General features: G+C 59.5%; 12 protein-coding genes and 1 pseudogene. 12 read left to right on the top strand and 1 reads right to left on the bottom strand.

All coding sequences use genetic code 11. The annotated features are described in order from the left end of the window. Positions 1-16 precede the first annotated feature (16 nt). The 7 genes and pseudogenes from L1C91_RS00200 (at position 17) to L1C91_RS00170 (ending at position 5,914) form a co-directional block, all read left to right on the top strand. The gene (locus tag L1C91_RS00200; RefSeq protein ID WP_234857454.1) at positions 17-1,630 is read left to right on the top strand and encodes a bifunctional hydroxymethylpyrimidine kinase/phosphomethylpyrimidine kinase; all 1,614 of its coding nucleotides are present in this window, start codon (positions 17-19) and stop codon (positions 1,628-1,630) included. A 2-nt stretch (positions 1,631-1,632) separates the two neighbouring features. Beyond that, the gene (gene thiO, locus L1C91_RS00195) at positions 1,633-2,733 is read left to right on the top strand and encodes a glycine oxidase ThiO (RefSeq protein ID WP_234857453.1); all 1,101 of its coding nucleotides are present in this window, start codon (positions 1,633-1,635) and stop codon (positions 2,731-2,733) included. 5 nt (positions 2,734-2,738) lie between these two features. Further along, complete coding sequence (gene thiS / locus L1C91_RS00190) at positions 2,739-2,966, top strand: sulfur carrier protein ThiS (protein ID WP_234857452.1); 228 nt, start codon at positions 2,739-2,741, stop codon at positions 2,964-2,966. Positions 2,967-3,010: 44 nt separating this feature from the next. Next, positions 3,011-3,784 carry a thiazole synthase gene (locus tag L1C91_RS00185; protein ID WP_234857833.1) on the top strand — a complete coding sequence of 258 codons (774 nt, stop codon included), beginning with the start codon at positions 3,011-3,013 and terminating at the stop codon, positions 3,782-3,784. Then, a complete protein-coding gene (locus L1C91_RS00180; RefSeq protein ID WP_234857451.1) occupies positions 3,781-4,524 on the top strand; it encodes a HesA/MoeB/ThiF family protein in 744 nt (247 codons plus the stop codon). The genes L1C91_RS00185 and L1C91_RS00180 overlap by 4 nt, the downstream gene beginning before the upstream one ends. 49 nt (positions 4,525-4,573) lie before the next feature. Beyond that, positions 4,574-5,206: pseudogene (locus L1C91_RS00175) on the top strand (thiamine phosphate synthase); the annotation flags it as partial. Positions 5,207-5,218: 12 nt separating this feature from the next. After that, complete coding sequence (locus L1C91_RS00170) at positions 5,219-5,914, top strand: YggS family pyridoxal phosphate-dependent enzyme (protein WP_268836212.1); 696 nt, start codon at positions 5,219-5,221, stop codon at positions 5,912-5,914. Here L1C91_RS00170 and L1C91_RS00165 read toward each other — a convergent pair. After that, positions 5,911-6,426, bottom strand: a complete 516-nt coding sequence (locus L1C91_RS00165; RefSeq protein WP_234857450.1) for a PaaI family thioesterase — start codon at positions 6,424-6,426, stop codon at positions 5,911-5,913. The two genes, L1C91_RS00170 and L1C91_RS00165, sit on opposite strands and share 4 nt — an antisense overlap. A gap of 26 nt (positions 6,427-6,452) precedes the next feature. On the opposite strand from L1C91_RS00165, the gene gndA reads away from it, so the two are divergent. Genes gndA through L1C91_RS00140 form a run of 5 tightly spaced genes read left to right on the top strand, consistent with a single transcriptional unit; the run spans position 6,453 to position 12,622 of the window. Continuing rightward, a complete protein-coding gene (gene gndA / locus L1C91_RS00160; RefSeq protein WP_234857449.1) occupies positions 6,453-7,898 on the top strand; it encodes an NADP-dependent phosphogluconate dehydrogenase in 1,446 nt (481 codons plus the stop codon). Next, positions 7,898-9,214: a DEAD/DEAH box helicase gene (locus tag L1C91_RS00155; protein WP_234857448.1), complete on the top strand. Its 1,317-nt coding sequence runs from the start codon at positions 7,898-7,900 to the stop codon at positions 9,212-9,214. The genes gndA and L1C91_RS00155 overlap by 1 nt, the downstream gene beginning before the upstream one ends. 46 nt (positions 9,215-9,260) lie before the next feature. Beyond that, positions 9,261-10,652 carry a hemolysin family protein gene (locus L1C91_RS00150; protein ID WP_234857447.1) on the top strand — a complete coding sequence of 464 codons (1,392 nt, stop codon included), beginning with the start codon at positions 9,261-9,263 and terminating at the stop codon, positions 10,650-10,652. Next, positions 10,649-11,686 carry a hemolysin family protein gene (locus L1C91_RS00145; protein WP_234857446.1) on the top strand — a complete coding sequence of 346 codons (1,038 nt, stop codon included), beginning with the start codon at positions 10,649-10,651 and terminating at the stop codon, positions 11,684-11,686. Before L1C91_RS00150 ends, L1C91_RS00145 begins: the two co-directional genes overlap by 4 nt. Positions 11,687-11,713: 27 nt before the next feature. Beyond that, the gene (locus L1C91_RS00140) at positions 11,714-12,622 is read left to right on the top strand and encodes a 3-methyladenine DNA glycosylase (RefSeq protein ID WP_419178680.1); all 909 of its coding nucleotides are present in this window, start codon (positions 11,714-11,716) and stop codon (positions 12,620-12,622) included. Positions 12,623-12,635: the final 13 nt, after the last annotated feature.

Here is a 12,635-nt window from a genome sequence, read left to right as displayed (position 1 = left end):
TACTAAGCTCGCTGTCGTGAATTCAGTACAGCCACGAACCCCACAACCTGGCGCCGCTGTTGCGCGCGTGCTGTCGATCGCCGGCACCGACCCGAGCGGCGGCGCGGGCATCCACGCCGATATCAAATCTATTTCTGCTGCCGGCGGCTATGCGATGGCCGCCACGACCGCCCTGGTTGCGCAGAATACCTGCGGTGTTCGCCAGGTGTATACGCCCCCGGTGTCCTTTTTGATTGAACAGCTCGACGCTGTGTTTGATGACGTCGCGGTGGACGGCGTCAAAATCGGAATGCTGGGCGACTGCGAAACCATCCACGCTGTTCGCGAGTATCTGCAGGCTCACCCTGTGCCAGTAGTTGTGCTGGATCCGGTGATGGTGGCTACCTCCGGGGACCGCCTGCTGAGCCCCGACGCTGAGCAAGCACTATCCGAGTTTGCGGCTGCGGTGGACGTCGTCACCCCCAACATCCCTGAACTAGCCGTGCTGACGGGAAATTCGCCTGCTACTACCTTGGACGAAGCAGTCGCACAAGCCCAGGCTTTCGCTGACACTCACGGCACCATAGTGATCGTTAAGGGCGGCCACCTTGATTCTGCGGACGCGGGCAATGTGGTTGTGTCGCGTTCCAAGGATCCTGTGGTCGTTCACAGTCCGCGGGTGGACACCACCTGCACCCACGGAACGGGCTGTTCCCTTTCATCTGCCTTGGCCACGCGCCTTGCTTCCGGGGACGACGCTGAAGCTGCCCTGCGCTGGTCCACAGCATGGCTAAGGGAAGCCATCGTTGGAGGTAACACGCTGAAGGTTGGTCAAGGCCATGGCCCTGTCGACCACAGCGCCCGGGCACGGCGACTTGCCGAGGCTGCAGAGTGCACACCGTGGCCGCACCTTGATTCTTCTCTGGACCTTAACGCGATCGATGTCGACGATGAACGCCTCGGTTCCAGCGCTAGACAGTCCGTTCCCAACAGCATCGCGGCCGCAGGCCCCCACACTCAGCGCCTGTGGGATCTGTCCAAGGGGGTGTGGAATGCAATCATCTCCGATCCTTTCGTCACAGCACTTGGGGACGGCACGCTGTCGGAGGAGTCCTTCAGTTTCTATCTCGCACAGGACGCGCTCTACCTCAACCAATACTCCCGCGCACTAGCCATGGTTGCCTCCGCAGCACGACGTCCCGATGACCAAGCAGCATGGGCCCAGGACGCGCACAATTGCCTGGTCGCGGAAGCAGAACTGCACCGCCAGTGGCTGGCAACCCGCCCCACGACGCAGGGCCCCTCCCACGTAACGCTCGGCTACACGAACTTCCTCGTTGCGACTGCAGCTACCTGCGACTACGCGGTGGCTGCAGCAGCGACACTGCCTTGCTATTGGTTGTATGCCGAAGTGGGGGCGCATTTGAGTAGCCAGAACCACCCGCAGCACCCCTATGCCGCATGGTTGGACATGTACTCTGGTGACAACTTCACCCAAGACGTACGTATGGCGATTGAACGAGTCGAGCATGCACTGGAGCAAGCCAGCCCAGCACAACGCCACGAGGCGACATCTGCGTATCTCACCGCGTGCGTTTACGAACGTGAGTTCTTCGATCAATCCCTCCGAGTTTTCCACCGAGGTGTTTAAACGTGCCTAGCACTGCCCCCGCCTACAAGGTAATTGGCGCGGGAATCATTGGCCTGTCTACGGCGTGGATGCTGCACCGCGCCCAGCCAACCGCTCGCATCAGCATTATTGATCCGGCCCCCATCTCTGGGGCGTCCCACTGGGCGGCCGGTATGCTCGCTCCCACCGCGGAGATGCAGTTCGAGCAGGATGAGCTGGTGGAACTGATGGTTCGTTCCATGGAGCTCTACCCAGAGCTCGTGGACTCGGTGCAGCACCACACCAGCGTCGACACTGGTTACAACACCGAAGGCACCCTCGTCACTGCTGCCGATTCCGCAGACCGGCAGCATCTTCACGACCTGTTGAACTATCAGCACTCTTTTACCCGCCGTGCCAACATGCTCACGCTCAGCGAAGCGCGGCGTCTTGAACCAGCGCTCAGCCCAAACATCAGCGGCGTGGTGAGTATCCCTGACGATTTCCAAATCAACCCCCGGCAATGGTGCTCTGCTCTCATTGATGCTCTGAAAGCAAGCGGCGTTGTGGACTTCGAGTCGCGATCGGCTACCGAGGAAGACCTCGGACCGAATTCCATCGTCTGCGCGGGTTTGGGCGCTAGTTCCATCCTCTCGTCCCTGGGTCTCGAGCTGCCTCTGCGCCCGGTGTTCGGCGAGATCATGCGCCTTGATGTTCCGGCTATTCACCGCCCCATCCTGCAGCGCGTGGTCCGTGGCTTCGTCAACGACCGACCCGTCTACGTGGTTCCCAGGACGAGTGGCGAACTCGTCATCGGCGCGACAAGCCGTGAAGACGGACGGGAGCTCCCCCAGGCCGGTGGTGTCCTAGATCTGCTGCGCGATGCGGCCCGCATCGTGCCATCCGTGAGGGACTGCGACATCACCGAGGTCGGGTGCGGGGCTCGCCCTGGCACGCCCCACGATATGCCCTACATTTTCCGACACGCGCCCAGCGGCACCGTCGTCTCGACAGGATATTTCCGGCACGGCATTCTGCTTTCCGCGCTCGGCGCTCACCTGGGCTCTACACTGCTGCTAGGGGCGGATTCTGAGCTGGACGCTGCGGACGTGCGGGCACTGGAACTATGCGGGCAGTTAAAGTAAGCATCATGAGTGAAGAAAGCACCGCAACAATAGCCATCACTGTCAATGGTGAAGCCGTTGAACTTCCCGCATCCACTACCGTCGGCGCCCTCGTGCGGGCCTACGTCAACAGTGAGCACCCGGAAGGCGTGGCAGTAGCCGTGGGTGATGACGTTGTCAGCCGCACAGATTGGGACCGCGCGCTAAGCAACGGCGACGAGGTCGAAATCCTCAGCGCTGTTCAGGGAGGCTAGCGTTCATGAGTTCCTCCTCAACTAGCCCAGCAACAGACACGTGGATGCTAGCCGGCCGAGAGTATCATTCTCGCCTCCTCTTGGGCACTGGCGGTATGACAAGCATGGACATTATGGAAGACGCTTTGGTTGCTTCCGGTGCGCAAATCGCGACCGTCGCCTTGCGTCGCTACCAGCCAAGCCAAGCAGAGAGCCTGTTTTCCATGCTGTCTCGTCTTGGAGTCGATGTGCTCCCCAATACAGCTGGCTGTCATACCTCACGCGATGCGATGCTCACGGCAAAACTCGCGCGCGAAGCACTCGGCACCGATTGGGTGAAGCTAGAGGTCATCGCGGACGACGACACTCTGTTACCCGATGTGCTCGAGCTCGTCGACGCCTGCGAACGCCTCTCAATGGATGGGTTCAAAGTGTTGGCTTACACCAATGATGATCCCATCATTGCCCGTCGTCTAGCCAGTGCCGGCGCGGCAGCTATCATGCCTGCTGGCGCACCCATTGGAACTGGCCTGGGCATTCTCAACCCGCACAACATCAAACTCATTGCTTCCGAGCACCCAGAGCTACCAGTGATCCTTGACGCCGGACTGGGCACGGCCTCCGATGCGGCCCTAGCTATGGAGCTTGGGTGCGACGCCGTTCTTCTCGCCAGCGCAGTGACACGATGTGCTCACCCTGTGGACATGGCTCGAGCAATGCGAAAAGCTGTGGAAGCCGGCCTGCTCGCTCGCAGTGCGGGACGCATCCCCAAACGTGTGCACGCTGTAGCATCCTCTCCGATGGAAGGGCGCGCGTGGGCTGATGAGGTCCTTTCATGACGGACGCTTCCTCCCCCACCAGTGGTCTTAGTGAGGCAGAGTACGCCCGAACCGAGCGCAACCGCGTACTCATTGGTGACGAGGCACAACGCCGTCTGCACGCGTCAAAAGTGTTAATGATTGGCGCTGGGGGCCTCGGATCCCCTTGTTTGCTTGCATTGACTGCGGCTGGCATCGGGGCCATTGATATATGCGAAACCGACACGGTCGACGTTTCCAATCTGCAGCGTCAGACCTTGTACCGCGTCCACGATATTGGGCAGCCCAAGGCCGAGCTAGCTGTTGAACGTTTATCCGGCTTGGCGCCAGAGTGCACGCTGCGCTCGGTGGGTCGTTTTTCCGCCGATCGCGCGGCAGACTTGTGCGCCGGCGTGGACCTTGTGATCGACGGATCGGATAATTTTGATACGCGTTTCCTAGCCGGCGATATCACCGCTGAGCTCGGCATTCCTCTGGTATTGGGCGCTGTTTTGGGACACGAAGGCCAAGTAGCGGTGTTCAACTGGAAGGATGCGCACGGCCGCGTGGGCCCGGCCCTTCGCGATCTCTATGCCCAGCCCCCGAGCACACCTGCGGATCCCGCTCAACGCGGCGTTTTATCCTCGACGACCGGTGTGATCGGCAGCCTCATGGCAGCAGAGGCCATCAAGATCGTGTCCGGGGCCTCACCTGCTCCGGGCTTGTTGCGTTACGACGGCAGCCGGGGTTCCTTCAAGCGTTTTTCTATCTCCTCCAGCTAGGGTCTATACCGTGAGTTCTTTTTCGACGCCCCGTTTCGATCCCTCCGCTTTGTCTGTGTATTTGGTGACCTCCGGCGATGACGCCCACACTGTGGACACTGCAGCGGCGTGCGCCCGTGGTGGTGCTGGGATGATTCAGGTGCGTCTGAAAAACTGTGATGCCCGCGCGTACACCGACCTGGTGGTTCGGGTGGCTGATGCAGTACACGAGGCTAATCCTTCAACTCGGGTCCTGGTCGATGACCGCGTGGATGTTGCTTACGCTGCTCGGTTCCGGGGCGCTGAGGTACATGGCGTTCATATTGGCCAAGCCGATATTGATCCCCTCACGGCTCGTGCGTTGTTGGGTCCCGATGCGATCATTGGTTTGACCACGGGCACTTTAGAGTTGGTGCAACAGGCGCAGGCTTTTCACTCCCAGCACCCTGGTGTGTTGGATTATGTGGGTGCGGGTCCTTTCCGCCCGACCCCGACAAAGGACTCCGGCCGCAGCCCCCTGGGGCTGGAGGGTTATGGCCCTTTGGTTGCTGCCACTGATCTGCCGATCGTTGCTATCGGCGATGTCACCCCGGACGACGTTGAGTCCCTGGCGGCTACGGGTGTAGCGGGGTGCGCGATGGTGCGCTCTTTGATGCAGGCAGAGGATCCCGAATCTGTCACTCGTCGGGCCGTTCATGATTTCCGCGTTGGGCGTCTGCGTCATCAACTGGCTGCTGTAAAGAAAAAAATTGATGACGCCGCGGGGCCTCGGGCGTCGCAGGTGCGTGTTCTGCCGGTGTCTAAGACCTATCCCAGTGATGTGATCCTCGCTGCCATGGATGCAGGCATGGAGTGCTTTGGGGAAAATCGCCCGCAGGAGCTACGTGATAAAGCCCAGGACTGCGCCGCGCAAGATAGGCACCCCCATTGGGTTGCCATTGGTCAGCTCCAACGCAACAAAGCTAAGTATGTCGCTCAGTGGGCTGATGAGTTTCAAGCCCTCGACAGCCTCGAGCTTGCCGCAGAGCTCAACAAGCAGTTGGAACGCTTCGAGCGCACGTTGACAGTTATGGTGCAGGTTAACAGCAGCGGGGAGACCCAAAAATCCGGTGTCTCACCCGAGGACGTCGCCCCCCTGCTGGATGCACTGCGTGAGTTTGACCGGCTGGAGGTCATCGGCATGATGACGGTGGCTGCCAACCGGGCTCTTGCCGGCGATGCCGCAACGGCGGCCTGTTTCCAGCGCATGCAGTCGCTGCAACAAACACTGCTCGATCAGGGGTACTCCGAGGTCCAAGAGCTATCCATGGGGATGAGTGGTGACTTTGATCTCGCGCTCGCCCACGGTGCAACCTGCGTGAGGATCGGCAGCGCGATTTTCGGCTCCCGCCCCACACCACGACCTTCTTAGCGGCCGTGCGCCTGCTGCGTGGGCTTTTGAATAGTCCGCACCCGTGACACCGCAACAAGCTTGTCGCGCTGGAACATCGCGACGTCAATAAGCGAAGAAACATAGCCCAGGCGCACCGGTGTGGCCACCACATCAAGCACACCGGAGCGAACGGACGCGAGAAATTCGGTGGAGTTAGTCACCCCCACGGCATGAGTCTTAGAGGCGGCAATCGCACCCATTGTCGCAAGAATAGAGGCCACAGACTCTGCGCACATCGCGTACACACCACCATGCACATCACCCCACGGCTGCATGTGACACTGCTGCACCACCATCGATGCTTCCACCCGCTCGCTACTAATAGATGTGTAGCGCAACCCCAACCACTGTTCCGGCCCGGCAAAACCGGCATTAAAAATATCCAACTCAGCCGCAGTGGCGGGCTTGGCCCCCGGCGCCGCACACCGAGCTAGCACTCCAAGCATCTCAGAGAGGTTTTCGCTGCCCCTATCCACCTTATTCTCATTCACACGACCACCCTACTAGGATTGGACGCATGACTGACCAACTTGCGCAGATCGGTGTTGTCGGACTTGCAGTTATGGGCTCAAATATTGCCCGTAACTTCGCCCGTCACGGACACACCGTCGCAGTGTACAACCGCAGCTTCGACAAAACTGAACGTTTCATGGCAGACCACGGCTCCGAAGGCGCATTCGTCGCCTCCGACAGCATCGAAGCTTTTGTTGCTTCCCTGGAACGCCCGCGCCGGGCACTGATCATGGTGCAGGCCGGTAAAGCCACTGACGCCGTAATCGAACAGCTCGCAGACGCCATGGAGCCCGGAGACATCATCATCGATGGCGGCAATTCCCTCTACACTGACACGATCCGTCGCGAAGCAGCGATGTCAGAGCGCGGCATTCACTTCGTCGGCGCCGGTATCTCCGGCGGTGAAGAAGGCGCCCTCAACGGCCCATCGATCATGCCTGGTGGTCCCGCCGAATCCTACGAATCCCTGGGACCGCTGCTGGAATCCATTGCGGCGCAAGTCGACGGAACCCCCTGCTGCACGCACATCGGCCCCGACGGTGCCGGCCACTTCGTGAAGATGGTCCACAACGGTATCGAGTACGCGGACATGCAGGTCATTGGCGAGGCCTACCACCTGCTTCGCTACGCCGCCGGCCTAGAGCCTAAAGAAATCGCCACCGTGTTCCGCGAGTGGAATGCAGGCGACCTTGATTCTTACCTGGTGGAGATCACCGCTGAGGTTCTGGATCAGGTTGATCAGCGTACGGGTAAGCCTTTGGTTGATGTCATTGTTGACGCCGCGGGGCAAAAAGGCACCGGCCGGTGGACCGTGAAGGCAGCCCTGGACCTGGGCATTCCGGTCACTGGTATTGGTGAAGCCGTGTTTGCTCGTGCGCTATCTGGCGCCCGGGCTATGCGCGAGGCGACCATCGGTAACCTCCCCTCCGGCACACTCGACACCCAGGCAGTGACTGATCGCGACGCCTTCGTCGAGGATGTTCGCCGAGCACTCTATGCCTCTAAGTTGGTGGCCTACGCTCAGGGCTTTGACGAAATCAAGGCGGGTTCTGCAGAGCACGGGTGGGATGTTGACCCGCGTGACCTAGCCACCATTTGGCGTGGTGGCTGCATCATCCGCGCAAAGTTCCTCAACCGCATTGTCGATGCATACAATGCCAACGCCGAGCTAGAGTCTCTGCTGCTCGATCCGTATTTCAATGGTGAGATGACTAACCTGGTGGACTCCTGGCGCCGCATCGTGGTCGCAGCCACCGAGCGTGGCCTGCCGATCCCGGTGTTTGCCTCTTCCCTGTCCTACTACGACGGTCTTCGTGCGGAGCGACTGCCCGCCGCTCTGATTCAGGGCCAGCGCGACTTCTTCGGTGCGCACACCTACGAGCGTGTGGATACTCAAGGGCATTTCCACACCTTGTGGAGCGGCGACCGCAGTGAGGTCGAGACGTCCTAGTGCCTGCTTTCTCTGAACTCGGCCTACCTGTCGCGGTATGCCACAGCCTGAATGCCCTGGGCATCAAGGATGCTTTCGATATTCAAGCTGCGGCGATTCCCGATGCCCTCGAGGGGCGCGACGTGCTGGGCCGAGGCCCCACGGGATCAGGCAAAACCTTCACTTTCGGCCTTCCCATGATTGCCCGCTTGGCCAGTTCTGGGGTCTCCCGCCCCGGGGCGCCCCGGGGGCTCATCGTGGTGCCCACCCGTGAATTAGCTGCGCAGGTGAAGCAGCGACTGGATGATCCTGCCGCCGCGATGGGGCTACGGGTCGTGGAGGTTGTCGGCGGCGTCAACATCAAACGGCACATCACCGCATTGGCCTCCCCCGTGGATATTCTGGTGGCTACTCCTGGCAGGGCGCAGGATCTTATCGACCAAAAAATCCTCAGGCTGGACCAGGTCTCCATTGTCGCGCTTGACGAAGCCGACCAGATGGCTGACATGGGGTTTCTTCCCCAAGTGCGTAAGCTGTTGCGCTTAACCCCCTCTGATGGTCAGCGGCTGCTGTTTTCCGCCACCCTCGACGGGGATGTGGGGAAACTGGTTAAAGAGTTCACGCGCAATCCGGTGGAGCATTCCACCGCTGCAGTCGAAGCCTCCGTTGACACAATGGAGCACGTGACCATCCGTGTGGGTGATCGCCCCTCCCGTAATGCCGTCGTCGAGCAGCTGGCTGTCGATGCCTCCGCCCGGGGCGCCAAAGTCATCATGTTCATGCGAACCAAACACGCGGTTGACCGCCAGCTGAAAAAAATCACTCGCAATGGTGTCAACGCTGTCGCCCTCCACGGTGACAAGGGCCAAAGCACCCGCACCAGGGCCATTGAGGAGTTCAGCTCCGGCCGGGCCACTGTCCTCGTGGCCACCGACGTTGCGGCACGCGGGATTGATATTTTTGACGTGTCCCTGGTGGTCCACATCGACCCGCCAGCGGAAAAGAAGTCCTACCTGCACCGCGCCGGTCGCACGGCCCGAGCCGGCACTGCTGGTATCGTGGCCACTCTCGTTATGGACGATCAAGTAGAAGTGGTCACTGCGTTGCTGCGCAGCGCGGGCGTTAACGCGGCAGACATTGACGCGGCGTCATTAAATAAACTGATCGACAAGCTCATCCCGCAATCGACCAGCAGCACAGGCCGTCCGCAGCGCAGCATTACAGCCGATCAGTCCAAGGATCAGCGACAAGGACGTCGCGAGGGGTCTCGCGGCCGCAACAATCAGCGCAGCAACCAGCACAGCACTAACCGCAGAAGGAGCAGGAAGAAACGATGACAGGCCTCAAACCCTGTTCACCTCTCAGGGTGGTTGTTGTTTGACCATGGACATTTTCCTCAGCATTCTCGCGCTCGTAGGCTTCGTAGCATTAACCGCTGCTACTGGCTTCTTCGTTGCGATCGAATTTGCCCTCACCGGCCTCGAGCGCTCGCAAATTGACAATCACGTTCGCGATACGGGCGACAGCACTGCCCTAGCGATCCAGAAAGCCCACAACAACCTGTCCTTCGAGTTGTCCGGCGCTCAGCTGGGCATCACTATCACCACCCTGGCGACCGGTTATCTTGCGGAGCCGGTTCTTAGCCGATTTTTCGCCCCGGTGTTGGAGCTCAGTGGGCTCAGCGATCAGGCCGCACGGCCGGTGGCGCTGGTTTTGGCGTTGATTGTCGCCACGTTGTTGTCCATGGTCTACGGCGAGCTCGTTCCTAAGAACATGGCTATCACGGATCCGCTTGCGGCCGCCCGCCTGACTGTCCGGCCCGCGCATCTGTTTAACGTGGTGTTTGCGGGTTTTGTGCGTCTGCTCAATGCTGCTGCTAATGCGTTGGTGCGCAAGCTAGGCATAGAACCTGCGGAGGAGCTAGCCAGCGCCCGAAGCGCCCAGGAGTTGGGTGCTTTGGTGCGCAATTCTGCCAAGCACGGCGGGTTGGATAAGGCGAAGGCTGCCATGCTGGATCGAAGCCTGAAGTTTGGTGAGGAATCTGCCGAAGATTTCATGACGCCGCGTGCCAAAATCGAAACACTTGACGCCGACGCTAGCGTTCAGGATCTTCTGGAGCTGGCCTTAGAAACTGGCCATTCTCGTTTCCCGGTGATTGATGGTGACCTTGATGCAACCATCGGGGTTGTTCACGTCAAGGATGCTTTCGGTGTGGCGAAGGCGAGCCGCAGCCGTACCCCAGCGGTGCAGCTTGCTCGCCCTGTCCCCCAGGTGCCCGCGAGTTTGGATGGGGACGCGGTTCTTGCGGTAGTGCGTAAGGCTGGTAGCCAGATGGCTCTGGTTGCGGACGAGTACGGTGGCACCGCCGGAATTGTCACCATCGAAGACGTGGTGGAGGAAATCCTCGGAGAGGTCTACGACGAGCATGACGATGCCGAGGCGGAGCGCGATTTTCTCCGCATCGGTGCCAGCTGGGAAATCGCCGGCCTTGTTCGCGTCGATGAGCTCAGCGAGAAGGTCGGCTATTTTGCCCCCGAGGGGCCGTATGAAACCCTCGGAGGTTTGATTATGGCGAGCCTCGGTCGCATCCCTAAGGCAGGGGACGTTGTGCTGTTGCCAGAAACGGATCGCAACAGCATGGACGAGTTTGAGTCCGGCATTCAGGGGCGCTGGATCGCCCGCGTGACGCTGATGGATGAGCGTCGCATCGATAAGTGCGTTCTGACCCCCATGAGCGAAGAAGAAGCCCGTGACTATGTGAAGGAGTACCAATGATCCTGCTCATGGTCCCACTATTGCTGTTGGTTAACGCCTTTTTCGTCGCGGCTGAATTCTCGCTTATTTCTTCCCGCCGTGATCGCTTGGAAGCACTCGTAGCCCAAGGAAAAGGCCGGGCCCGCACCGTCATTAAGGCTTCGGAGCAACTGTCGATGATGCTCGCTGCTGCACAGTTGGGCATTACGATCGCCTCTCTGATCCTCGGTAAAGTTGGCGAACCTGCCATCGCTCACCTTATCGAAGCCCCGGCGCATGCGCTGGGTTTGCCCGATGGTTTACTGCACCCGTTGAGCTTCGGCATCGCTTTGCTGTTGGTGACGTTCTTGCACATCATCCTCGGGGAAATGGTGCCTAAAAATATTGCTTTGGCCGGCCCTGAGACTGTAGCGATGCTCTTGATTCCCACCCATTTATTGTTTGTGAAAATCACCAGGCCTTTCATCAATGCGATGAACTGGATCGCCGGTCAAACATTGAAGGCTTTCGGTATTCAGCAGCGAGACGAACTGGATTCCATCGTGGATCCTGAGCAGCTTGCAACCATGATTACCGAATCGCGTTCCGAGGGCCTGCTTGATGCCGAGGAGCACGCTCGTTTGAACATGGCTCTGCATTCTGATGCTCGCAATGTGCGGGAAGTTCTCATTCCCCTGTCGGAGGTCTATACCTTTTCCATGGCACCCACCTTGGGTGAGCTCAATGAGGCTGTAAACGCTACAGGATTCTCACGCTTCCCCGTCATCAATGAGGCCGGCACGACGTTCATCGGGTATATCCACGTTAAGGACGTGCTCGACCGCATGGTTGCCCGCGAGGCTACTCCGGACGAGCGCGTGCCCCAATCTGCTATTCGACCGTTGACCACCATCGCTGCGGAGCAGTCACTCGATGATGCTATGCGCACGATGCGTCGCCGCAGCGCTCATATGGCGCAGGTTCGTCATTCCGGGTTGTTGCTGGGAATCGTCACTCTTGAAGACCTCATTGAAGAGTTCGTCGGCACCGTGCGCGACTGGACTCACGAAAGCTAGGATCCGCCCGCTAGGGAGTCAACAATAATGCCACCTTGTTCAGTGTCTGATCCACTGGAGGTACTTGACCGCCAGCAGTGGGAGCAGCGTATGCATGCGCATCAACAGTGTGTGGCAGAGCTGACGCATGACCACCTTGAACGGCGAACCCGCGGCATCAAGCACCCCATTTTTGATTTCCTCTTCGATTACTATCCGACGACCCCGGGGCAGTTGTCGCGTTGGCATCCGGGTCTGGGTGTTGCCCTGGATGCCAACGAGTACACCCCGCCGCATTCTGCGTGGCGGTTCTACAAGCAGGTTGAGCATGAAACTGCCGGAAGCATCGTCGTGTTTGATGACCAAGAGATGCTCGAGCAACGCCGTGTTGTTGTATCGTTCATCCACGATCTGCTCACCCGGGATACTCCAGCGCGTTTTGATTGTTTTGGCCTGCACGAGTGGGCGATGGTCTATCGGGGCACGCCCCGACATGATATGCCGTTGCGTCTCAGCGAGCAGGCGAACGACGAGGTAGTGGAGGCTCATTCGATTCGGTGCAGCCACTATGACGCGTTCCGTTTTTTCACCGAGCCCGCGCGGCCTCTTAACGTTTTTCAACCGACTCGTGAAACACAACCTGCCCTCGAGCATCCGGGGTGTTTGCACGCCACTATGGATCTCTATAAATGGGCTACCAAGCTTGGTCCGGCGGTGGATGGCGAGACATGGCTGGAGACTTTTCGTCTGGCTCGGGACGTGCGCATTCTCGATATGGAGGCGAGTCCCTACGATTGTCGACCTCTTGGTTTTGGGGTTGTTGCTATTGAAACTCCGGAGGGCAAAGCTGAGTATGTTGCTAGGCAAAGGGAGTTTACACGGCGCGCAGAAGTGTTGCGCAAGCGTTTAAGTGACTGCGCCGCGGGGGTACTTGGCACTTTCCTGAAAGACAGCTGATAGCGTAATTAAC

This window comes from Corynebacterium argentoratense (assembly GCF_021491455.1).
Lineage (GTDB): Bacteria > Actinomycetota > Actinomycetes > Mycobacteriales > Mycobacteriaceae > Corynebacterium > Corynebacterium argentoratense_A.
Note: the sequence above shows the minus strand (reverse complement) of the source record. Positions and strands in the feature narration are given on the sequence as shown.